Source organism: Flavicella sediminum, assembly GCF_006381105.1.
GTDB classification, from domain to species: Bacteria; Bacteroidota; Bacteroidia; order Flavobacteriales; family Flavobacteriaceae; genus Flavicella; species Flavicella sediminum.
Window position 1 is genome coordinate 723,728 of the sequence record NZ_VDET01000002.1, and the last position, 24,730, is coordinate 748,457.

The 24,730-nt window shown below is 33.6% G+C and carries 15 protein-coding genes; 2 read left to right on the forward strand and 13 right to left on the reverse strand.

Going from position 1 to position 24,730, the window contains the following annotated elements:
- Positions 1–74: 74 nt before the first annotated feature.
- Positions 75–1,742, reverse strand: coding sequence for a glycoside hydrolase family protein (locus tag FGM02_RS03485; RefSeq protein ID WP_139956930.1), 1,668 nt, complete (start codon positions 1,740–1,742; stop codon positions 75–77).
- Between the two features lie 256 nt (positions 1,743–1,998).
- On the opposite strand from FGM02_RS03485, the gene FGM02_RS03490 reads away from it, so the two are divergent.
- On the forward strand, positions 1,999–3,570 hold the full coding sequence (locus FGM02_RS03490; RefSeq protein WP_139956931.1) for a tetratricopeptide repeat protein: 1,572 nt from the start codon (positions 1,999–2,001) through the stop codon (positions 3,568–3,570).
- A 259-nt stretch (positions 3,571–3,829) separates the two neighbouring features.
- Here FGM02_RS03490 and FGM02_RS03495 read toward each other — a convergent pair whose 3' ends face one another.
- The gene (locus FGM02_RS03495; protein WP_139956932.1) at positions 3,830–6,406 is read right to left on the reverse strand and encodes a glycoside hydrolase family 3 C-terminal domain-containing protein; all 2,577 of its coding nucleotides are present in this window, start codon (positions 6,404–6,406) and stop codon (positions 3,830–3,832) included.
- Positions 6,407–6,656: 250 nt separating this feature from the next.
- Here FGM02_RS03495 and FGM02_RS03500 point away from each other — a divergent pair, with 250 nt between their 5' ends.
- Positions 6,657–7,832 carry a hypothetical protein gene (locus tag FGM02_RS03500; protein WP_139956933.1) on the forward strand — a complete coding sequence of 392 codons (1,176 nt, stop codon included), beginning with the start codon at positions 6,657–6,659 and terminating at the stop codon, positions 7,830–7,832.
- A 79-nt stretch (positions 7,833–7,911) separates the two neighbouring features.
- Here FGM02_RS03500 and FGM02_RS03505 read toward each other — a convergent pair whose 3' ends face one another.
- The 11 genes from FGM02_RS03505 to FGM02_RS03555 form a co-directional block, all read right to left on the reverse strand.
- On the reverse strand, positions 7,912–8,610 hold the full coding sequence (locus tag FGM02_RS03505) for a hypothetical protein (RefSeq protein ID WP_139956934.1): 699 nt from the start codon (positions 8,608–8,610) through the stop codon (positions 7,912–7,914).
- Positions 8,611–8,612: 2 nt separating this feature from the next.
- A complete protein-coding gene (locus tag FGM02_RS03510; RefSeq protein ID WP_139956935.1) occupies positions 8,613–10,004 on the reverse strand; it encodes a glycoside hydrolase family 28 protein in 1,392 nt (463 codons plus the stop codon).
- A gap of 9 nt (positions 10,005–10,013) precedes the next feature.
- Positions 10,014–11,564 (reverse strand): sulfatase family protein, encoded by a 1,551-nt coding sequence (locus FGM02_RS03515; RefSeq protein WP_139956936.1) that lies wholly within the window; start codon positions 11,562–11,564, stop codon positions 10,014–10,016.
- Complete coding sequence (locus FGM02_RS03520) at positions 11,551–13,071, reverse strand: sulfatase family protein (RefSeq protein WP_139956937.1); 1,521 nt, start codon at positions 13,069–13,071, stop codon at positions 11,551–11,553. The genes FGM02_RS03515 and FGM02_RS03520 overlap by 14 nt, the downstream gene beginning before the upstream one ends.
- A gap of 10 nt (positions 13,072–13,081) precedes the next feature.
- Entirely contained in the window at positions 13,082–15,028 is a 1,947-nt protein-coding gene (locus tag FGM02_RS03525; protein ID WP_139956938.1) for an arylsulfatase, read from the reverse strand.
- Positions 15,025–16,359 (reverse strand): sulfatase family protein, encoded by a 1,335-nt coding sequence (locus FGM02_RS03530; protein WP_139956939.1) that lies wholly within the window; start codon positions 16,357–16,359, stop codon positions 15,025–15,027. Before FGM02_RS03530 ends, FGM02_RS03525 begins: the two co-directional genes overlap by 4 nt.
- 67 nt (positions 16,360–16,426) lie before the next feature.
- The gene (locus FGM02_RS03535; protein WP_243739344.1) at positions 16,427–18,877 is read right to left on the reverse strand and encodes a sugar-binding domain-containing protein; all 2,451 of its coding nucleotides are present in this window, start codon (positions 18,875–18,877) and stop codon (positions 16,427–16,429) included.
- Between the two features lie 21 nt (positions 18,878–18,898).
- Positions 18,899–20,437, reverse strand: coding sequence for a sulfatase-like hydrolase/transferase (locus FGM02_RS03540; RefSeq protein ID WP_139956940.1), 1,539 nt, complete (start codon positions 20,435–20,437; stop codon positions 18,899–18,901).
- Positions 20,438–20,677: 240 nt separating this feature from the next.
- Positions 20,678–21,340 (reverse strand): polysaccharide deacetylase family protein, encoded by a 663-nt coding sequence (locus FGM02_RS03545; RefSeq protein ID WP_166461126.1) that lies wholly within the window; start codon positions 21,338–21,340, stop codon positions 20,678–20,680.
- An 18-nt stretch (positions 21,341–21,358) separates the two neighbouring features.
- Complete coding sequence (locus FGM02_RS03550) at positions 21,359–22,798, reverse strand: sulfatase-like hydrolase/transferase (RefSeq protein WP_139956942.1); 1,440 nt, start codon at positions 22,796–22,798, stop codon at positions 21,359–21,361.
- A gap of 72 nt (positions 22,799–22,870) precedes the next feature.
- Entirely contained in the window at positions 22,871–24,718 is a 1,848-nt protein-coding gene (locus FGM02_RS03555) for a sulfatase-like hydrolase/transferase (RefSeq protein ID WP_139956943.1), read from the reverse strand.
- Positions 24,719–24,730: the final 12 nt, after the last annotated feature.

Consider the following 24,730-nt stretch of genomic DNA (forward strand, 5'->3'; position numbering starts at 1 on the left):
TATAGCAAATGTAGACAAGTACAAAAACGAGTACAGTAACAAAAGTCACATAAAAGACTAAATTGTATTATTTTTCATCTTACAATTATATTTCCTTCTAAAACAGACGAATTTTGATCTTCTTGTAAAATGGTAACTCGGACTCTAGCTGTATCGTCTCTTTCCGCAAATTTTCTTGCATTGAAAGTCAGCATCGTTTTTTCGAATGGCGCCAAAATCGGAACTATACCTTTGATAAGTTCTTTCCATGTACCCTCTTTTAAATATTCAATCTTCATCTTTGAAGGCTCCGAATATACTTGTCCAAAATTTTGGACTTCAATTTCGACTTTCCAATTGTGTTTACTTACGCCATTTAAGACAGGGAATTTAGCCGACAAAGCTTGCATTTTATAATTTACCCATGGAAGACGCGCATAACCAAAAAGTAATTTTCCATTCTTCGTTTTTCCTAATAATTTCCCTGTGAAGTTTTCTTTCGTCAATCCATTGCCTTTGGCATTGAAAACCAAGACTAGATCATTTTCTAACTTTATTGTCTTTTTTATTTTCGAACCTCTTCCATAATTCACTTCTTCTGAAGCTCCAAAACGAAGTGACTTTAAATCTAAATCTTTGTGTGCATTGAAATTCTTTTCTGATTTTATTAAAACCTCGATACTCTTTGTGGAAGCATCCACCTTTTCTTTATTCAAAACTGTTAATAAACGACCAACAGTAAAAGGAATTCCAATATTTTTAGAACTATGGCTGTCACTTCCTTTGTCTTGTTTTTTTATGGTATCTGCCACAGCAAAATTTACTTGATAAGCACGTCCATATTCATCTTGTAACACTTTCATACGCTCAAATTTATACCAATCTTCAACTTGTCCATTTTCATAACGAGCAATTCCCGGCATATAAGCTTCACCAGTATCTTCTTTCCAATTGATTCCGTCTTTTGAGCGTAAATAATAAGCAATACGTCCCATCCAGTCATTTACGACCATATGGTACTGAATATTTGTTCTCCAAACCACAGGATCTTCATAATGCCCTTCATAAGGTGGATAGGTACTTTTTTCGCTAACTTGGTAATATGGAGGCAAACCTGATTCACTGAAATAAACTTCACCACCACGACAAACCATCAAATAAGATCCATCTTCACGTTGTGCAAAAGTGTTATTTGTCACATGATCTACAATAGCACGCTCTCTTTGGTCAAAAGTAAATTTTTGATATTCCCAAGGTCCGTCTAAGCTGGCTGACAAATAACCGCCACCATTTACATATATAAAATAACGCCCGTCTTTCAATTTATAAACTTCAGGATTGTGTCCTTTTCCAATGACTTCTTTAGGAGTAAAAGGTCCCATTGAACTTTCAGAAACAGCATGTACCACTTCAGATCGAGGCCACTCCATATGTCCTTTTTCAGAATCTTCACGCCAACGACATAAATACTGGTGGTACTTTCCGTTGGCATCTTTTAGTATATTCCCTCCCCAATAAGACCAAGTTGTATCTTCAATTCCATTTTGAATATATCTTGGTTTTACTGCTTTTGCTCCCCAAGTATCATGACTTAATTCACCCATAGCTGGCATGGGTAAAAAACGATCCATTAATCGTCCACCAAAAACCAATCCTTCCCAATGTTCAGGTCTAGAACGCTCAACATCCTGCGCTTGTATTTTGCCTATAAAAAGGAAAACAACCAATGCAATTACTATTTTCAATTGTTCTTTTTTCTTCATTTTATATTTTAATTAATTTTGATTGCCATTGTATCATTTCTCTAAAAATTGATATTTATATGCTCTATGATATTCTTTTGAAAATCATTTTGAACGCCAACAAATATCGTTTTAAAAAGCCTTAAAAATCAATTTACCACCTTAGCATAAACATAGCAATGAGCAATTTTCACTCATTTTTAAACACAGCATTAAAGATAAAGAAGTACTTTTATCATAGGCGTTATCAGCGGCATATACAATTACAAATCTTTCAATGAAGACATTTTTAAAAAAATACATCTTACAAATTGGCCTATTAACACTAATTTTATGTTTCGCGAAAAACAATCTTTACGCACAACAAAAAAAAGACAGTGTCCGTACCAAACTAGAATTAAAAATTTTGAAAGCCTTAGAAAATAAGGACACTTTAGAAATCATTAATTCAAAACTAGATCTTGTACAGCATTTTTCAGGAATTGGTTTGTACAGCCATAGCTATGATGAAATTTGGACATTGCTTGCCATGGTAGAATCTCCGAAATACACCATTCAAAAAACTGAAATTTTATACAGACTTATTACCCTTTATATGGTTTTGGAACACTATGAAAAAGCAGAAGAAAGCTATCAAAAAGCGAAAAAACTAGCCTTAGATCAAATTACAGATAAACAAACACAAATAGAATTACTCGCCAAATTATATACAAAAGGTGCTTGGATTCAACTAGAGGCTCACAAAAATTACTCAAAGGCCGAGCAACTAGCGCTAAAAAGCATCACCTATAGCAAACAATTAGAAAACTATAAAATTGCCGTTCATTATGGTCAATTACATCTTTCGCAAGTTTACTTAAACATGGGCGACTTAGCAAAAGCTAAAGCTTATCTTTTTAAAGTTAACGATGCCTATCCTTTACCCTTACAACCCATTCACGGTTTGTTATACGAGCGATTGGGCTTGTATTATAAAATGCAACAGAAACAGGATTCTGCCATTTATTATTATGAATTGAGTATTGCTGCAATTGACACCTATAATATTCATGCGGATAAAAAATTGCAGACTTTAAAAAACCTTTCAAAAATATATTCTCAAAAAGGGAATTACTCAAAAGCTTACCAAAAACTAACAGAGGCCTTTGCTTTAAGCGACCAATTATTTAACAGCAATAAATCGCAAAACAAGGAACTTTTTGAAATAAAGAATAAATATGAAATTCAACTTCAAAAACATAAAAACGAATTGCAAAAACAACGTCTTAGCTCATTAGAAAGAGAGCAATTATTCTGGCGTTTTAAAATAGTACTAATCATTACTGTTTTAAGTAGTTTTTTCGGCTTTGTATTTTATCACTTCAAAAGAAAAAATAAAATTAAAATCGTACAACAGCAACTTGAACTTCAAAAAAAAGAAGAAATTCTTGAATTGAAAAACAAAGAACTTTTGACCTCGGCTACCCAATTATTGGAACGAGATTCCTTGCAAACTGAAATTAAAAAACAGCTAGACAAGTTAAGCGTAAAAGGTGACAATATAGCCATTGTAAAAGAATTAAAAAGCTCGCTAAAAATTAATACAAATACCAAATGGAAGGAATTTGAATCGCATTTCACCTCTGTAAACGATGGTTTTTACACTTCCTTAAAATCAAAATTCCCGTTACTGACACCAACCGATTTAAAAATGTGTGCTTTTATAAAACTAGGTTTTAGCAGCAAAGACATGTCGCAAATTATGGGTTTAAGTGTTGAAGGAATTAATACTTCGAGAAGCAGATTGCGCAAAAAGATGCAACTTCCAAGAAAAACGATTCTTACCGAATTTTTACAAGCAATTCAATAAATGTCAAGCGCTAGCATAAAAAAATGAAATATTGAATGTGTTGATTTTTTTAAACACATTCAATATTCAAGCCTTCTACCTTCAACAGAAATAAACCAAACTATGCACTTTTTGAAGAAAAAAAATTCGCCCAAGAAAATGACATACATTATAGCTATTTCTGCCTATAGTGAGAATTTCGTTGGCTAGAGGCTTAGAAAAAAAGGAACCTAAACCTACCAAGCCAACCAATAACTAATATAATCCGTTTCTGAAATCCTTAACTAGACTTTCTAATTATTTCAGAGATTGTAAACGCAGGCTTTTCTCCAGGTGGTATAATTTTCACAGACTCATGTACTACCTGCCCCTTTCTTGTTTTAATTCTTAATCGCACTGGCTTTCCATATTCTGGAGGAATAGGGATTTTAATTTTTAATTTTCTTTGATTATTCAAAATCGTGTAGGTTTTAATAGCATTACCCGCCATAAAAGTTTCTACAATAGCTTCTTTTGAAGCCGATTTAAAACGCAACTCAGCATCCCAAGTATTCACATAAAATCCTGGATCTACAAAGGTAATTTCATATTCTACCCATTCGGAATTATCTGCTTTTATGCTTCCTGAGGAACCCATTTCAGTTTTATTTTTATACAAATAATCCCAATTCAATCCATGCTTCTTAGGGTCAAATTTATAAAAGGCACTTTTTTGCCCTACTTTAATTTTCGGAACAATTCCTCCTTTTACTTTCACCTTTTCAACAGCGGTAATATTGTCACTTGCATTTCCTACTAAAATTTCAAATTTACCTTCTTCAACAGTATATTGCTCTTTAGTTATATTGTAATACGTAAATGCTTCGTAAGGAATTTTAATTTCAATAGACTTTGACTGTCCAGCTTTTACAGCTACTTTCTGAAAACCTTTCAATGCTTTTTTAGGTGTTTTTTGAGAGGACTTTACATCTTTGACATAAACCTGAATTACTTCTTCACCATCCTCTTTACCAATATTTTTAACATTTGCAGTAATCGTTAAAAACTCCGACGGATTTAACGTTTTCTTATCTAAGGAAACGTTATTGATCTCAAAATCTGTATAACTCAAACCAAACCCAAAAGGATACAATGGCTTTCCTTCAAAATACATATAGGTTCTACCTTCTTGAATGTGATAATTCTCAAAATCGGGTAAGTCATTCACCGATTTATACCAAGTCGTATTCAATTTCCCACTTGGATTTACATTTCCAAACAATACATTAGCCAATGCATTTCCTTGCTCTTGTCCATTCGCCCAAGCACAAATTATTCCAGGTACATTTTTTTGTTCCCAACCAATTTCTGTGGATCCGCTTGGAATGACAGCCAAAATGACATTTTTATTAACTTTTCGAATCGCCTTAATCAACTCATGCTGGTTCCCAGGTAATTTTAAGGACATACGATCTGTATTCTCAGTTGAAGTATCTTCATCATTTCCAACTACCAAAACTACATAATTCGATTTTTTTGCCAAGGCTACAGCTTCCTTTATTTTTTGAGTATCGTCCACACCTTCTTTGATAGAACATCCCTCAGCATAAGACACCTTGCCTTTTGCTACATTTTTAATTCCTTGTAAAGGAGAGACTTTTGATTTAGGATTCCCAGAATAAATCCCCATCCAACACCTGTTCGCAAAAGGCCCAATAACTGCTAAATCCTCAATATCTTTTTTTAATGGTAAAATATTCTTTTCGTTTTTCAACAAAACTATCGTCTGCTCAGCAGCCTTTAAAGCCAAATTTTTATGTGCGTCGCATTCTAAAACACTGGTAGGAATTTGAGAATAAGGATTCAATTTTGGATCGTCAAAATCACCAATCATAAAACGCAATCTCAACAATCGTCGGACAGTAATATCTAATTCAGCTTCTGTAATCAACCCTTGCTCTAAAGCACTAGGTAATGCCTCCACAAAAGGAGCTTTTTTAACCTTATTTCGAAAACACTCTTGATCTACACCTGCTTTTATTGCCATTGCAGCGGCTTCTTCTTGAGTTTTGGCATATTTCATGCGCTTCTCAATGCCCTGTATTGCAGCCCAATCTGCAATCACATAACCTTCAAATCCCCATTCTTTTCTTAAAACATCGTTGACCAACCAATCATCCGCAGAACAAGGAACCCCATTTAGTCCATTTAAGGCAGTCATGATGCCGGTTGCCTTTTCATCAATTATACAGGTTTTGTATGCTGGAAAATAATATTCATACAAGTCTTTCTTCCCAATATAAGACTGTTTAATTTCTCTCTTATTCTCTATATTATTTGCGACATAATGCTTTACTGTGGTCACTGCTTTGATATACTTTGGATCATTCCCTTGCATCCCTCGGATATACATACGTGCAATTTCAGACATTAAAAAAGGATCCTCACTGTAACATTCCTCATTTCTACCCCACCTTGGATCTCTAGCCATATTTACAGTTGGAGAAAACATCATTACTTCTTTTTTACCCGCATTTTTTAGAGCTCTCGCTTCATTAGAAATTGCAGTTGCTACATCATACATTAAATCCGGGTTCCAGCTTGCTCCCATAGCATTGTTCTGAGGAAACTGGGTACAATTCCAACTAATGATTCCATGAAGTGCTTCCCCATACCATTCAAAATAGGGAATTCCTAATCTTTTAATTTCAGGAATTCTAGAGCCACAGTAATTGATTTTTTCTTCTAAAGTTAATTTAGATAATAGGTCATCAATACGAGTATCGAGATTTGCATTGGAATTTCTCCAAGTTTGCGAGTTTGCTAAATTCCCTATAATTAGGAAAAATAGAATCAAATGATTTGTTATAATTTTCATTTTAGGAATATTTTATCGATTACAATGAGAACAAGTTTACAAAGCTTTGAAAGTCTTCTATAAAATTTCATTAGAAAAACTGTATTCACAACTGTCATTTAACCGTTAAACACAAATCATGACTCACTAATTATCAATACACTAAAAACAAAAACCACTATTCCTTCAAATTTGGACTGAAAATATAGTTTTCAAAAAAACAGCTTCCTTTCCTTTCTATTACCAACTTCAAATTCTATTTTTGAAAAGGATGATTTCAATAGAAAAACGAAAAGAAATATACGAAGCATTAAACCGAATTCAAGGACATGAGCTGTTCAAACGCTCGTCTACTTATTCCTCTTTATTGACCTATTTGGTTGAAAAAGCTCTCGTTGGAGAAGATTTAAAAGAATACACCATTGGAACTGATTTATTTGGAGAGAATTATGAAAACGATAAAAATTATGGAACTGTTCGTTCAAAGATGTATAAGCTGCGTGAGAAACTCTCGAAATATTACGAAAATGATGGCAAGAAGGAACTTTTAATATTTGACATCAAAAAAGGGCAATACAATTTAACTTTTTTATCTGCTGATACTTATTTTGAATCAAAACCGAGAAAAGGCGAAAATTTAATCATCCCCATAAAACATCTTAAGATCGCTCTTGCTTTGCTTCTAATTGCCGTATTTTCCTTTTTTATTGTAAGAACTCTTATTACAAAACCAACATTTATTTGGGAGGCTTATTTTGAAAAAAAAGCAGAAAACTTGTTAATCATTTCTGATCAATTCATTGTTTATGAAAAAATGAAAGACGGGAAAATGTATGGAGTTTCATACCCAGAAATAAACAACTATAAGGACCTAATACAATACACACAAGAACATCCGAACAAAGATTTAAAAATAACAGATTATACTTTGATGTCTAAAATGGCACCTTATACTGTTAAAACATTAAGTAAGTGGTTTGATTTTAATGATAATGACTTTCATCTTCAACTGGAGAGTAAACTTAAATATGAAGATCTACAAAAGTATAATACTATTTTTATTGGTCAGTATAAAACTATGAATCTATCTAAATCTTTATTTCTGAAAGACAGTAAAGTATTTTCAACTTTTAAAGATGGATTTAAGTATAAAACTGACAGTATTGAAAAATTATACAATACCAAGTTTGGAACGAACCTAAATGTAGAATATGCTATGGTTTCCTACAATACTTCAGAAAGCGGCCATAGTGCCTTGTATTTTGTTTCAAACAATGACATTGGCGTACTGGCAACAGTAAGAAAATTCACAAGTAAAATTTGGCTTTCAGAATTTCAAAAACAATTACAAGGAACTACTAAACACTTTAATGCTTTATTTGAGGTTCGGGGAATAGAGAGAAATGATTTTAACTGTAAGTTAATGGAACTGGAAGTGCTTAACTAAATTTTTGAAGCTTGCTTTTTTAGGAATCATACAAATAAACATCTTCAAAACGCCTAACAGGTTTCAATTAACTAGTTTATTATTTTTTCAAAGCCCACATAGACAAATTATCAAATAAGATATCGGCCCCAGTTATTGTTGGACCAAATTTATTCAATTTAGCATGCCCTATTCCTTCAGATTTTAGTTGCGCTATTTTATCTCCTACCTTGCATTCTAAAACAGTGCCTTGTTTCGTTATAACCGCATGATACCAGTTCCCTTCTTCAAATTTCATTTTTACGAATGATTTTTTAGCATCTAAAAACGCTTTTAATTCCTTTTTTCTTTTAGGATTGTCTTTAATCTGATTTCTAATATTCAAATCCATCGTTCCGGTTTTATCGTCTTGCACCATAAAACCTCCTTTTGAAAAAGAAGCTCTACAAATGTGACCCGCCCAAACTGATTTGCAATCGCTATCATCCATAACAATATTAAATCGAGTTCCGCCTTTGAATTGAAAATCAAATTCAATGATCACATCTTTATAATCAAAATGAACTCTAGCAGTAGAACCATGCCCTGCACCTGCTATTTCTTTCGTCACCCAAACGCCATTTACTTTGCTAAAAGCACCCGTAAATTTTTCATGCACCGTCCATGTTTTGTCGTCTTCAGATTTGTCAAAATTATCAGCGAATAACAAATCTCCCTTTTCTACTTTTAAGGGAATAGTTTGAGCATTTACACTTATGAAACCATTTACAAAAAACAGTACTACTAGTAATTTTTTCATTTTTATTTTTTTAGTTTTATAAGCTTCCCATTCGCTTTAATATTCCTTGTTGTAGCATTTCGTACTTGATTCAAAATAACAGGTAAACGTTTGTCTTCTTTCAAAGTAGTTATGAAAAAATTCTCCAAGTTTAAACCGTTAATATGTCTTGCATATACACCATAAGCCGGTAACTCCTTCACAACATAAAACTCTGGCCACCTTTTCATATTATCATGGGTATATTCTTTTACATCCTTTTGTTTAGCATCTTCCTTATTTACACCTCCGGCTACAATAAAATCTACATTCGTAATTGATATATCTTCAATTTCATGACCAGGAATACCCGTTAAGAAAAAAGCAGAATGGCGATCTCCTTTAGAATTATCTACAACAATATTATCAAATTTCATATGATGCATTCTCTTTAAAGGTTCGTACTCTCCCTTTGGCGTATCAACACTTGCTGTTTGTTGACAAAAAGTCATAAATATTGGTCTTGGTACATTTTCCATTACTAAATTACTAAAAGTCATATGACTCATTTCTCCTCCTTCATTTTGTTGAATTTTAAGACCTGAATCTTGAATATCTTTAAAAGTACAGTTTGATACTGTAACATAACCGATATCTCCACGGGACAATAAGCCGATTCGCATACCTCCCCATTTTGTTGTGAAATTACAATTGTTAATTGTTATATTTTTACAAGGTTTGTGAGGCAAAGAAGCTTGTAAACAAATACAATCATCACTATTATCAAAGTTTGAATTACTTACACGTACATTCTGGCAGCCATCAAAGTCCAATCCATCGCCATTAAAATTTGCTCTACTTACAATGGTAATACCATCTACAGTAATATTGTTACAATACAACCAAGCTGTTGTCCAGGCAACTGGATTTATTAAATGAATATCTCGCATAGATATATTAGAACAATCTTTAAAACGAATTAGCATAGGTCGTTTCATTCTACCTTTGCGAGGAAAATATTTATAGTGTCCATTTCCATCAATAGTTCCATGCCCTTCAATTGCCATTGAGCTAGCATTTTCTGCATAAATCAAACAAGCATCTTTAGAAGGCTCTCTGCTGTACATGTTTTTATGAACGCCTTCCAAGGGGTAATCTGCTTGATTTGTACTTCCTTGTAATACTGTTCCATTATCAACATGCAATGTTACATTACTTTTCATAAAAATGGTTCCAATTACATAGACTCCTCCACCATCTACCATTACAGTTCCTCCTCCATTTTTATTACAATCGTCAATCGCTTTTTGAACTACAATTGTATTTAGTGTTAGTCCGTCATTTATAGCTCCATACTTAGCTATATTATATTCTCTTGCAAAAAGTGAGACTAAAGAAAATATCGATAAAAAAAGGCTTAATTTAAATTTACTCATAACTTAGTCTTATTTTATTTCTGGAAAATACCGCATTGAAGAATACCTTTTATAGGTATCAAAAATTTCTTTATTAGAACCCACAATTCGAGGATCCTTGCTTCTTTTTAACTCTGCTAGTAATTCTTTTTTAAGAGATTTTTCAATTTTATGAATTTCTGCAATCCCTGATAAATTATTCAAACATGCTGCATCAACCTTAATATTATATAGCTCGTATTCTGGTCTTTTATCAGTTGCTAAATCAAAATAATAGCCATAGTCTTTAGAATTCTTGTTTTTTGCTAGAAACGACTTTGAAGGAGATCCATCAATATCTGCATATACATTATCCACCAACTTGCCTTGTTTTTTTCCTTTTGGAAACATTTTTGGATCACCAGCAGGATTGCGTTCTGGTTTTAGATTCCAAATCAACAAATAATCGTCTTTTCGAATACTTCTTTGAGGGTATCCCATATTTTCATATCGTGCAGAAGTATGTCTTTCTCTTCCTGAATACACCGCTTTTTTAGAACTCAATTTCTTTTTTCCTTTCAATACTTTCAATAAGCTTTTTCCTGTAATGGGTTGCATATTAGAAGGAATTACTTGCGCAATTTCAAGAATGGTAGGTGCCAATTCTACAAAACCAACCGGCTGACTAATTCTTTTATTTATTGAAAATTCTTTTGGGTAACGAATTGCCAAAGGAACGTGAACTCCGTAATCATAACAATTGGCTTTGGCTCTTGGAAATGGCATTCCATTGTCTGCCGTGACAATAACCACTGTATTTTCTAATTCACCTATTTTCTCTAAATACGTTAACATCTTAGTCAAATGCAAATCGAACCACTCAATTTCTACGGCATAATCTAATAGATCCCCTTTTATCACATCGGTATCAGGAAAAAATGCTGGAACCTCAACGTCAGATAATTTTTTATTGTTTTTTTTCCAAGAATCCTTTTCATACCCTCTATGTGCCTCGTGACCTCCATACCAAAAGAAAAAGGGTTTATCTTCGTTTGCATTTTCCATGAAATATTTAAAATTTTCAAAATAATTTTTGTCACTTATTTTATTGGTTGGCCTTCTATCATTTGCCCCCTTATAAACAATTTTACTATGGTAGGTACCAGCCGCATCTCCTTTTCTCCACAGCTTATCTTTATCACTCGTAGCATATCTAAAAGGACTTACACCCTTCCCCGCAACACCTACTGCGTATCCATTGTTTTTTAATTCATCTGTAAATGGCACATATTTCTTCATCCAAGAAGAACCATGCTGACCCGATTGTTCATTTTGCCAATGATGTCTTCCTGTTACAATAGAACTTCTTGAAGGTGCACATCCAGGAGAGCCTGCATAGCAATTTTCAAAATAAATTCCTTCGCGCGCAACTCTGTCGAATGAAGGTGTGTTTACGAATTTACTGCCTGCAAAACTAGTGTGCGGATAGGATACATCATCACAAATGGCAAATAATATATTGGGTCTTTTCTTGTTTTTTTGTGCAGAAACCGAAATCGCTAAAACAAAAAACAATATTGCCAAACTCTTACTTTTTTTCATACTTCAATTTTAATAGATTATCCACTCTTGTTCCTTCTGGAACTTCTTTTACGTTTAATAATTCTCTTGCCTTCAACACCACATCTCCCGAATCCTTTTGCCAATTAAAAAGCACTTTACGATAATTTGAGGTCAGTTTTTTAAATTTTTCTTGGGAAGCTAAATTTTCTTCCGACTGGTCATCAGTGTTTAAGTCATACAATTCTTCTTTAGGCTTCTTTTCAAAATATGCTTTTTGTAAATCTGTCAATTTATTTTCTTTGTACAATTTTGCCATACTTTTAAAAGTCAATGCTCTTTTTGCATAACCATTAGAATTATAGGCTAACTCAGGAAAAAAATGATGAATGTATTGATAGTCCTTAGAAATCACCATTCTTGAACAATCAAAAACACCATCCATTCCGTCTTTAGTAGCAAATAGATATTTTCTGTTTTTTGGTGCTTCACTCAATAAATTCAAACCTTCCATCGTTTTTGGAATCGTTGTTTTAGCCACAGCGAGACAGGTTGGAGCTACATCAATAATACTAGCCAATTCAGAATTTACCGTGCCTTTTTTAATGTTGTTTGGCCAACGAATTATCATCGGAACTTTGGTACCTGTTGTCCATAACTGTTGTTTATGTCTTTGCAAAGTAGCCCCATGATCCGAAGCCAAAATAACAACCGTATTTTCGGATAAACCTTCTTTTTCAAGTGCTTGCAAAAACTTCCCAACCTCTACATCTAAATGTGAAACCGCATCCATACTAGCCGCTAAAACAGAACGAATTTCATCGGTATCTGCATAATGTGATGGAACTTTTATTTGGGTAGAATCTACCGCAACGCCATTTTCTTTTGCCCAAATTCTACCAGGAATAAATCCATGTTTCTTACCGGTTTCTATATTTGCATAAGCGAAAAAAGGTTGTTCCTTATCTTTTTTAGTCCATTGACCGCCTTTGAAATAAGTAGCAATGTCTTTAGGATTTATTATTTGAAGATGTTCAAAAACTTCCTTTCCACTTTCTCTGTTATTTTCTGGTTTCCCTCTGTCAAAATTTAAATCTGTCTTGGCAGTTGCCCCGTATATTTTATTGTACATAAGGTCTCCATCACTGATAAAATTAACCGTAAAATAACCTGCATCCTTCATTAACTCAGTAAGTATATGATACCCTTTGGGCAACTTATCTATATAAGAACTTCTATGATTTGCTGCTCCAATAGTTGATGCATAACAACCTGTAAACAAAGTGGTATGACTAGGACTACAAACTGTTGCTGCGGCGTAAGAACGTGTAAATAGCATTCCTTCCGAAGCGAGTTTGTCTATATTGGGAGTATGCACCAATTTATTTCCATAACATCCAAAATTAGGATCTAGATCGTCTAAAAATAAGATTAAGATATTAGGCCTATCATTGGACTTTACTTTTTTGTTTTTATTGAACGTGTTACAAGTAAATAAACAAACAAAAGCAAGTAATAAAAATGGACTATATTTCGACTTAAAGATCATGTTTTTCAAATTAATTCACTTCCAAAGACGTTGTTCTTGGTCTGATTTTTTCTTGTATCTCCCAGACTTCAGCATAATCATGTCCTAAACTTTTACAGTAACTTTTGGTTGTAGCGGTAGTTTCATCCCAAGCACTGTACAAAGTTTTTAGCTCTGAAGTTGTATTTGTATATTTTTTTCCTTGATCAACAATTCCATAATAAGACATCGGTAATTTATCCATTCCTAAAGATGTTTTCATTTTTGTTTTTTGCCTTTTTAAAGCTTCTATTATGTTTAAACCAATGCTTCTTCTTTCAGCTAAAAGGGATTGATACTTTTTGTCTTTTGATAATTTATTAAGAATTACATGTTGTGCTTTGGTATAATAAGGTTGATAATATTCGTGAGATTTTAAAGATGTATAAGCATCTGTTTCATCAATCCAATTTCTATAAACGACATCTAAAGAGTCGACCAATTTAGGATATTTATCAATTAAATTAGTTGTTTCCGTTCCATCAGAATTCAAATTATACAACTCCCAAGGTTCATCTTTTAAATGTAAAATAGCACCATCACCACCGTTAGCTACAATTTTCCAATCATTGGCAATTAACATTCTGCTTCCTTGAAAATATCCTTTAAAATTTTCTCTATTTACTGCTTGATTCTTAAAAGCAGGAACCAGACTTTTTCCTGATAAAGGCCTTATTTCCCATGATGTTTTTAATTGTCCTTCAGCGGGTACTTTCCAAATTTCACCTGCTGGATAATTTACTTTTGCCAATTCTAAAAATGTAGGCATTAAATCTACAAGATTTCCTTTTTGTCTGGTAATACTTCCTAGTTTTAAGTTTCCTTTTGGCCAACTTACAATAAAAGGAGTAACCTGTCCACCGTTAAACGTTGAGCGTTTGTAGTTTTTAAAAGGTGTATTGGCTGCGTTTGCCCACTCAATTCCTAATTTAGCTTGTGAGTTTTTTTCTCCAGGTTTATTATTTGGATTTTTACCATCCCACATATGACCTTCTGCATTTCCTCCATTATCTGATAGGAAAACAATCAACGTATTTTCCTTTTTACCTGTTTCTTCTAATCTCTCAATCAATTTTCCAATATTCTGATCCATTCTATCTATCATAGCAGCATAGGTTGCCATGGTTAAATCTGCAATATCTTTATTTTGATACTCTTGCCAAGAAGTTACTTTTTGGTCTCTTTTTGATAATTTCCAATCTGCTTGAACAATTCCCATTTTTTGTTGACGAACAAATCGATCTTTTCTAATTTTATCCCAACCTTTTAAATACTTGCCTCTGTATTTAGCAATATCTTCTGGCCAAGCTTGTAACGGATAATGTGGTGCATTGTAAGCGATATATAGAAAAAATGGATCGTTACTATTCTTTTGTTCTTCTAAATATTTTAAGGCTTTGTTGGTAAAAGCGTCTGTAGTATAAAAATTTTCTTTTAGCTCTGGCGGAAAGGAATCCAACTCCTTTGCATCTTCCATATACTTTTGACTAGCACCTGGTTTGAAATAATTAAAAGACCCACTAACAGTCCCAAAAAAATGATCAAACCCTCTTTTTACAGGATGTTCTTTCCCGTGCCACTTTCCAGACATCAATGTTGCATAACCTGCTTTCTTTAGCATTTCGGCAATAGTAACCCCATTTACTATTTGATCTGGAGGCCCAACACAACCGGTTTCTACAGGATACAAACCTGTTAACAATGAAGCTCTTGAGGGTGCACATTTAGAACCATTTATAAAATGTGTAAATCGTATACCTTCATCAGCTAGTTTGTCAATATTAGGTGTTTCAATTTCTCCTCCATAACAGCCAATATCAGAATACCCTAAATCATCTGCAAAAATGACGACAATGTTGGGTCTTCCATTTTGTGCAAAAACACCTTCTTTTGAAAACACTAATATTATTAAAATAATTAATAAGATGTTTTTATTCATTTTAAGTCGGCTTTATTTTTATCGTTAATTAATGCTTTTAATTCTGATACTTTTTTAGGAAAATCTTTTGATAAGTCTTTTATTTCTCCAAAATCTGTTGACAAATCAAACAAGCAGATTTGAAATTTTCCTTGAGTTTGATCCCATCCTTTGGTTTTGGCGATATGTAGTTTCCAATTTCCTTTACGGACGGCTTCTATTTTACCATTGGTTGCGTAATAGAAAAACACAGCATCTTTATTTTTAAATGATGACATGTTGAATAACAAATTGCTAACATCACGTCCGTCTATATTTTTAACTTCAGAAAATTTACTCTGTGTTATATTTACAACTGTTGGAAAAATATCCATAGCCGTAACCAATTCTTCATTGGTGGTATTAGCTGGTATTTTTCCTGGCCAAGTAGCAATAAGAGGCACTCGCATTCCACCTTCCCAAGTAGTTCCTTTGGATCCTTTTAATGGCGTTGCTTTTCCATGATTTGTCCCCATCCAAAACCCTTGATCAGGTCCATTGTCTGATGTAAATAAGATGAGTGTATTATTTGTAATTCCTTGAGCTTCTACTGTTTTTATAATTTCTCCCACACTCCAATCTAACTCTTGAATAGCATCTCCGTAACGACCATATTTACTTGAGTGCATAAAATCTGGAGACACATGTACCGGTGTATGTGGCATGGGATGTGCCAAATACAAGAAAAAAGGTTGATCAGAGTTTTTTGTAATAAATTCAACGGACTCTTTTGTAAATCGTTTGGTAAAAAATCGTTGATCCATACCTTCATCAACAATTTCTGTGTTTTTATACATGGGTAGAGGAGGGGCTTTGTAATTCTGGTTTGGATAATTTCTAGCATCCATATCATTAGAATAAGGAATTCCATAGTAATAATCAAACCCTTGATTGTTCGGCATGTACTCTGAAGTTTCGTGTCCTAAATGCCATTTTCCTATACAAGCTGTTTTGTATCCATTCGATTTTAGAACTTCTGTAATTGTTAATTCAGAAGGTAATAACCCTCCTTTAGAAAAAGGAAATAACACCCCTTTATGCATATTACTTTTGATGGGATAGTTGCCTGTAAGTAAAGCTGCTCTAGAGGGGGAACACACCGATGCTCCTACATAAAAATCTGTATAACGCATCCCGTTATTAGCCATGCTATCAAGATTTGGTGTTTTAAAAAACTCGGCTCCATAGCTTCCTAAATCTGCATAACCTAAATCATCTGCAAAAATGACAATGATATTTGGTTTCGTGTTTTGTGCACTAAGTGCGCTAACAGTAACTATAAACAACACAATTGATACTTTGAATATTTTCATTTTACCTTCTTTTTATTGAATTTGACAAGCAATATTTTTTTATAATACTTGCTGTATTATTTTCCTGTTAGTTTGATTTTAAATTAATGATTGAAGATTCCAATCCCTTTGAATTAACTGTAAGTTTTATTGAACCTGATTCCTTCGTTGATTGTAAGATTACCAAACATTTGCCGTTAAAAGCTGTTCTTTTATTTGCTTTAAAAGGTTCTAACCCCATATTGTCACCATTACCAACACCAGCTATAGTAGCAGCTCCTTCAATATCAAATTCTAATAAATTATTAGCAGTTGGAACTTCGTTTCCTTCTTTGTCAAAAATGGCACATTCAACATAAATTAAATCTTGCCCGTTAGCTTTCATTTCAGTTCTTCTGGTTTCAATTTTAATTTTTGAAGGTTTACCTGCTGTACGCACAATTTTTTCTGCTATAATTTTGCCATTTTTATACGAAATAGCTTTTAATTCCCCAGGATTGTAAACAACATTCCAAGTTTGGTATTCAACTTTATTTACATCATTTTTTTGTTTCCCTAACGATTTTCCATCTTGAAATAATTCAACCTCATCTCCATTGGTATACCCATAAACTTTTACATTTTTACCCTCCATTCCTTCTAAATTCCAATGTGGAAAAATGTGTACCATAGGTTTGTCTGTCCACTGACTTTGATAGAAATAAAAACCATCTTTTGGAAATCCAGCTAAATCAATAGGTGCAAATGAAGATGAACGTGCAGGCCAACCAAAAGGAATAACCTCCCCTAAATAATCCCAACCTGTCCAAATAAATAGCCCCATTAAAAATGGAGTTTCTTTAACCAATCTCCAAGCTTCCATACCATTTTCCCCACGAATATCTCTTTTTTCCACCCAATTAAAAGCATCCTCTTTTTCATACCCAAGCTTATCCCACCAAGCTGTTTTTGCACTATTATACAAATAGGTAGAACGTGGATAAAATGATTGAGCTGATTCGTGCTCAGTGATAACTGCCATAACATTCGGAAGCAATTCACGTTCTTGATCTAATCGAGCTTGTTTGATATAATTAAACCCATAAATATCACTTGTTGCAGCAGCTTCTTGGTTAGGGCGTTTAGGATCCCAGTAACCGTGCACTCCGTTTGTTGCGGGACGATAATCTAATTTATGAACAATAGCAACCAATCGCTTACCTATTGGCGCTCCTTCTGGAGCACGCATTTGATCAATTTCGTTACCAATACTCCACATAATTACTGAAGGATGGTTTCGATCTCTCAATATAAAATCCGTTAAATCTTTATCGGCCCATTTTTTAAATTGATGTGCATAATTATGAACGAGTAACTTTTTCTTTTCACCATTTTGAATCGTTGCGGGTTCTTTAGGTTTTTCCCATTCATCAAAAGCTTCATTCATTACTAAAAACCCCATTTCATCGCAAACATCCATAAATTCTTCAGAAAAAGGATTGTGTGCTGTTCGAACAGCATTACACCCCATTTCTCGTAATTTTTCCAATTGACGCTCTATAGTTCTCCTATAAACAGCTGCTCCTAACGGACCGCCATCGTGATGTAAGCAAACACCTTTTAATTTAACTACTTTGCCATTTAATTTGAAACCTTCCGTAGTACTGTATTCCAATTTTCTAATACCTGTGCTATTCGTTTCGGTATACACAATTTCATTATTCAGAAGTAATTCTGTTTTTACTGCATACAAATATGGATTATCTGTATTCCATAATTTCGGATTATCCACTTTTAATGCAGTCTTATATATTTTTGAATCATTGGCTGCTAAACTTTGATTTTCTTTTTTTGAAGCAACAACAATACCTTTTTTATCTATAATTGAAGTAACAATTTCAAATTCTTTAGACTTTTTAAAATCATTGTTTATAGTCGTTTCAATTTGAAGTGTAGCTTCATTTTTTAAAACATTTTTTGGAACTATATAATTACCCCAAACCGGAATATATAATTTATCAGTTGTAATTAATTTTACGTGTCGATAAATTCCTGTACCTGTATACCAACGTGAACCAGGTTGGTTAGAATTATCTAATTTTACGGTAATTACGTTCTCTTTTCCAAAGTTGATATATTGAGTCATATCATAATGAAAGGAGATATAGCCAAAAGGTCGTTTTCCTAATAAATGTCCATTTAAATAAACTTCTGAATTACGGTAAGCGCCATCAAAATAAATAACCATCCGTTTATTTTTTTGATCCTTAGGAACTGTAAATGATTTTCTGTAAACTACTTTTCCAGTTGGCAACCAACCACCTCTAGAAAATGAAGGATTGGCTTTACTAAAGCTCCCTTCAATACTCCAATCGTGTGGTAAATTTACGGTTCTCCAATCTGAATCATTAAAAGCTGGATTTTCTGTATTTGCTATTTCACCTGCATAAAACTTCCAGTCAAAATCAAAATTTTCATTTTTATTCCCTTCTGTCGATTTACTGCACGCTGTACAAACTACAAGCATTAAAAACAGCAAAATATTTATCGTATTTCTCACTTTGTTCTATTTAATTAATTTTTAATAATAATCCCAAAAATCGTACGGATACGCATTGTGCTCTTTGTAATCATTCAATTCAATGGCTTTCTCTTTCATTTCTTTTTGCATAGAAGTCAGTAAACTTTTGTATTCCGGTAAAAAAGAAAGATTGGTAGTTTCCCAAGGATCTTTTTTATAATTGAAAAGCAGTGTGGTTTTAGTACCTGCTATAAATTCTGTTTTCGACTTGTTATCTATATCGGGTGCTCTCACAAATTCTATCAATTTATACTCCCCCTTTCTAAAAGCTCTTTGGTGTTGTCTATAGGCATGATACGTATAATCTCTTACCTGCTTTTTTTCTCCATTAATTACAGGTAACAAACTTTTCCCCGATACTGAACTTGGTATTTTCACATTGGCAATGTCACAAACCGTTGGATAAATATCATGAATATAACTTAAGGCATCGAATCTTTTTCCGTTTCCTTTTATCTTTCCTGAAATAATAAAAGGTACATGAATTCCATCTTCATCATACACATTTTGTTTTCCCATCAAACCGTGATTTCCAACCCCCAATCCACTATCTCCAGACAATACAACAATGGTGTTTTCATACTGTCCTGTTTTTTTTAAACTCTCTACTACACGTCCTATTTGAGCATCTAAATGTGTAATAATTGCATAATAATCTGATAATTCTTTACGAGCAATTTCTGGAGTTCTTGGCCAAGGAGCTAAAGCCTCATCTCTAATTGCCATATGTCCGTTATCAAAAGGATGTTGCGGCATATAAGAGGGTAACAATTGCATCTTTTTTTCTGGATACATTTTTTTGTACTTCTTTGGAGCCTGACGAGGATCATGAGGTGCATGAAAAGCCAAATACATAAAAAACGGTTTTTCTTTTTTGTTTTTGGTCAAATAATCTATGGCTTCATCCGCATAAATTTCAGAAGTATGTGGCCCATCATCTTCATTATTAATTGGCCCTCTAACTTCTCCTTTGCGTACAGACCGTTTGACAATTTTTCCTTTTTTATCGTACTCAAAAATATAAGCTTCCTCTTTTTTGTAATTTCCATCTGCTCTCCATTTCCACAAAGGCATTCTGTAATGATCTACTAAATAAATACCTCTGCTCATAACAGAACCTCCACTGCTAAACATTCTTCCCAAAGATTGGTTGTCTTGATGCCATTTTCCCACTATATGTGCATTGTATCCTGCCTTTTGAAAAGTTTCGCCAATACTCACATGCTCTTTTGGAATAGTTCTTCCAATCCCTTTTAAATCGAATAATTTTCTTCCTGACAACAATTGCGCTCGACTCGGCATACATGTCCCACCAGCATAAGCGCCCATCAAATAGGTATTGGTAAATACCAATCCTTCATTGGCTAACTTATCAATATTAGGTGTTTTTACCGCTTCACCTGCCAAAGCATGGACTCCAGAATAGCGATGATCATCGGTGTAAATTAATAGTACGTTTGGTTTGGTTTCTTTATTCGTTTGCGCTTGAAGTTTCGCAACAACAAAAAAAATACTGATTATAAAATATAGGTTTCTCATCTGTCATTTATTTTGCTGCCAATAAAAAAATAAACTCGTTTTTATTGACAGCTCTTATTTTTCTGAATTGGGCTATTTGAGTTAACTACTCAAATGTACCATTCAAATAAAGCTATACTACAGACAAATGATTTTGTTTTAGTAATAAATGAGTTTTTTCTTATATATGTAGTTTATCAGTAGTTAAATTATCGGTGTTTTCATTCCATAAACCATTTCTAAACTTGAATAAGAAAATGCTTATTTCAGATTTAGCAAGGCTGACACCGTTAGAAATTTATAACCTTTGGCTTTATAAAAAGCAATAATTCGTGGCAAGGCTTCCAATGTTTTCTGCTTTTCGTGCATTAAAACAATAGCGCCATCTCCAAGTTTTGGCGATTCTGTTGCGGCAAAAACAATATCATCAACAGAAGTAATTTCTAAATAATCTTTTGTACCTACCGTTGCATTAATGGGAATTAATTTTTGAGCAACAAGCACCTCCATTACCCGGTCATCGTATTGCAATTTTGGCGCACGAAATAGCTTTGGACTGTAGTCAAATTCTCGTTTGAATTTTTCTTGAAAACCAATAATTTCTTTTTTAATTCCCTCCATTGATAATTTGGGTAGCACAGGATGCGTCATTGAATGATTTCCAATTTCATGACCTTCCTGTAGTGCTCGTTTTATTAGCTTTTTATTGCTTAGTTTGGATCCAATCATAAAAAAAGTAACCGGGACAGCTTCCTTTTTTAAGATCGTCAACATTTTTTTATGAATCTCAGGTTCTAGACCATCATCAAACGTTAAGGCCACTACTTTACCAGCCGACAAAACAGCTTTTATCGGTTTTATTTTTTGTGCGTTCCCCATAGCAACGACAAGAATCCATAAAATGGAAAACGCAATTTTCCTCATCATTATCTTTTTAAATTGTTATTTCTTAGGAAACATCTTTTCATACTTAGGTTTGTAACCTTCTTTTTTTGCTCCTTCGGGAATTGCACTTTCAAAGAATGCATCACGCGCTCTATAATATTCAGCATATACAGGATTACGCATTTCTACGTTATTCGCATCCCATTGTCCCCAAAGTTTTTTCATCTTCGCTGCTCGTTCCGCATTGGCACCCAAAATATTATTTTTTTCTTCTATATCCTTTTCCAAATTGAAAAGTTCAGGATTTGATTTTCCTTTCTGAATATACTTATAACCACCTGCTATTATCGATTTTGTTCCAAGAAAACGCCAGTACAAAGCTTCGTGCGGTGCATCCGATTTTTTTCCATTTAAAAATGGAATTAAATTAACCCCTTCCATTTCATTTCCAGAAATAGCATAACCACCGGCAACTTCAACAGCAGTCCGACTAATATCCAATGAAATAACAGGTTGCTTATAGACTTGTCCAGATTTAATTTTTGCAGGCCAAGAAGCGATAAAAGGAACATGAACTCCGCCTTCATAATAATCGGTTTTTCCTCCTCTAAAAGGTGCGTTTGAAGAACCATTTCCTTTATTAGGGCTTTTCTTACTTGATATTGGCCCACCATTATCGCTAAGGAAGAAAATCAGTGTGTTTTCACGCAATCCATTTTTTTCCAATGAAGTCACCACATCACCAATTCCTCGATCCATTACATCTACCATAGCCGCATAAACACGACGCTTTTTGTTTTTAATATGGGCATTACGCGCAATATCTTCTTTTGGTGCTTGCAAGGGTTGATGAGGAGCATTGTAAGAAAGAAACAAAAAGAAAGGTTTTTCCTTATTGTCTTCCACAAAATTTACCGCGTCCTTACTTAATGCTGTTGTTAAATAACCTTCAAAATTTGCAACCTGTTTATTACGCACTAATCCTTGTTTATAGCCAGTACCTATCGGTTCTGTTACATCTATTGTATAATAATCATGCCCACCATTTAAAAAACCATAGAAATAATCAAAACCTCTATTCATCGGATTATAAGGTGATGCTGATCCCAGATGCCATTTCCCTATAATTCCCGTAGTATAACCAGCCTCCTGAAGACGTTTTGGAAAAAGTTTCTCGTTAACGTCAATACCAGATATTGGATTCGCAGGATCAGATGGAGGATTGTGTTCAAAACCAAACCTGTGCTGGTATCGTCCTGCCAACAAACCAGCCCTACTTGGACCACAAAATGGATGTGTTATATACCCATTTTTAAAGACTACTCCAGAAGCCGCTAATTTATCTAAATTTGGGGTTTTAATATCTTTCGACCCCGAAAACCCAACATCAGCAAATCCCATATCATCTGCCATAAAAACAATAATATTTGGTGATTTAGTTTGAGCAAATAGATTTACAAAACTACTTAGCAAGGCTATACATATCAATTTCTTCATTTTTTTAAATTTATTATTCAATCCACACAAATTATAATTCCTATAATTTAGATGAAGTAATTTCTTTGAATCCTATTTTTTAATTTTCAATTTATAATCATGCGCACCAGGAGCGAAATTACTGTGATAAAATTTCGTATTAATCGCATTCATTCCTTTTCCCCAATTAATCTCAGCTCTATTATCACCCAAAACAATATCCATCAATTTTTTCTTCATTTGCTCAGCTACTTTTTTGTATTTTTTATCGAAGGCCAAATTGTTTATTTCTTGAGGATCTTTTTTCATATCAAAAAGCGCAGGATCTAACTCTTTATAAGGAGCCGATAAGGCCCATTCCATATTTTCACCTCGTTTTTTACTTGGGCGCGTTTGCATAGAAAACACATACTCTTTGGTTCTGATAAAAGCTCTTGGTCCTGTAACCGCATGACTTTCACCAATCACATAATCTCTTTTTGGTGCTTTTCCTTCAGCTATATTTGCCAAATCCATTCCATCTAAATAGCTGAATTTTTTATTTTTCAAATCTGCGCCAGCATACGCTAAAATAGTAGGAGCAATATCTACAAACTCTGTATAATCTCTTACTATTTTCCCTGCTGGAAATTGTTTTTTATCAGAAGAAATAACAACAATTGGATTGTGTGCATCAATATCCCAAGGGGTAAATTTTGAATAGGCACCATGCTCATTTAATTTCCAACCATGATCACCGTTTACATAAACCACCAACCAAGGTTGTTTTTTCTTTTTACTATATTCAATAAATGCATCTACTGATTCACCAACCAAAGCATCGCCATAGGCACAAAAAGCATAATAATCTTGAATCATTTTTAACTTCTGGGCTTTCGTAAAATCATTAGAATAAGCATTATTTACTTGCTTCTTAAGTTGTGTAGGCATGTTTTTCCATTCCTCTTTTGTCAATTCTGGAATTTTATAATTGTGCTTTTGAAAACGCTCTCTATATGCTAGTGGAGGAAGTACAGGCGTATGAGGAAAATCGTAACCGATATGACAAAATAATGGTTTACTAGGATCTACCCCTTTGTAAGTTGCTTTTCCTAAATTAAATTCTTTGTTTTCATTTTTTAAAAATTCAATAAAGGATGAGTTGTAATACCCATCTCGTGTTTTACCAGCAGGTCTTGGACTAACCCCTCCTAAAATTCCATCACTGTAAACCGTTTCTTTCTTTTTAGGCGTATGCTTGCGCAACAAATCCAATTGCTTGTAAATATTTTCAGCCATGCCTTTAAACTGCGGATTTTGTTCTTCTAATTCTTTAGAAAAATAGTGGTATTTCCCATCTTCCGTTTTTAAATACTTGATATTTCTAAAAGGTTTCTTTAATTTCTGACCATCAATTTCTTTTAACAAAGTCATTTTTCCCCATTCAGCCAAACCTTCATTACTCAAAGTTCTAGAATCAATATCGGTTTGATATATATTTGGAGAAACCGCTTTTCCGTTTTTAATCGTTCTTAAACGAACCCCTAACTTTCCTACATGCAATGTTTGATATCCTAGTTTCGCCATCTGTTCTGGCAAATGTGGATATGAATTATCTGAATTGTTATTATGGTATTCAAATTCATAAATTCCAGAGCGGAATGGGTAGCGACCATAATGCATAGAAGCACGAGAAGGTGCGCAACCTTGTGCTTGGCAATACGAATTAATAAATGTTGTGCCCATACTTGCCAAACGGTCAATGTTTGGCGATTCTACATAACCCAATTTACTATTTTCATTACCTGTCAACATTTTATTGAAAGCACGAACGGCATCATATCGATGATCATCTGTTAAAACCCAAAGTACATTTGGCTGTTTATTTTGCTGTGCTATTACTGTTTTACTTGCCATAAAAACAGCTGCAATTGTTAGTAGTATAAATCTTAGTTGTTTCATTGTAAATATTTT

Coding starts and splice junctions, on each gene's coding strand:
- FGM02_RS03540 (WP_139956940.1), bottom strand. CDS start 20,437: ATGAGAAACCTATATTTTATAATCAGTATTTTTTTTGTTGTTGCGAAA.
- FGM02_RS03510 (WP_139956935.1), bottom strand. CDS start 10,004: ATGAGTAAATTTAAATTAAGCCTTTTTTTATCGATATTTTCTTTAGTC.
- FGM02_RS03550 (WP_139956942.1), bottom strand. CDS start 22,798: ATGAAGAAATTGATATGTATAGCCTTGCTAAGTAGTTTTGTAAATCTA.
- FGM02_RS03485 (WP_139956930.1), bottom strand. CDS start 1,742: ATGAAGAAAAAAGAACAATTGAAAATAGTAATTGCATTGGTTGTTTTC.
- FGM02_RS03520 (WP_139956937.1), bottom strand. CDS start 13,071: ATGATCTTTAAGTCGAAATATAGTCCATTTTTATTACTTGCTTTTGTT.
- FGM02_RS03490 (WP_139956931.1), top strand. CDS start 1,999: ATGAAGACATTTTTAAAAAAATACATCTTACAAATTGGCCTATTAACA.
- FGM02_RS03500 (WP_139956933.1), top strand. CDS start 6,657: ATGATTTCAATAGAAAAACGAAAAGAAATATACGAAGCATTAAACCGA.
- FGM02_RS03505 (WP_139956934.1), bottom strand. CDS start 8,610: ATGAAAAAATTACTAGTAGTACTGTTTTTTGTAAATGGTTTCATAAGT.
- FGM02_RS03525 (WP_139956938.1), bottom strand. CDS start 15,028: ATGAATAAAAACATCTTATTAATTATTTTAATAATATTAGTGTTTTCA.
- FGM02_RS03555 (WP_139956943.1), bottom strand. CDS start 24,718: ATGAAACAACTAAGATTTATACTACTAACAATTGCAGCTGTTTTTATG.
- FGM02_RS03545 (WP_166461126.1), bottom strand. CDS start 21,340: ATGAGGAAAATTGCGTTTTCCATTTTATGGATTCTTGTCGTTGCTATG.
- FGM02_RS03530 (WP_139956939.1), bottom strand. CDS start 16,359: ATGAAAATATTCAAAGTATCAATTGTGTTGTTTATAGTTACTGTTAGC.
- FGM02_RS03495 (WP_139956932.1), bottom strand. CDS start 6,406: ATGAAAATTATAACAAATCATTTGATTCTATTTTTCCTAATTATAGGG.
- FGM02_RS03515 (WP_139956936.1), bottom strand. CDS start 11,564: ATGAAAAAAAGTAAGAGTTTGGCAATATTGTTTTTTGTTTTAGCGATT.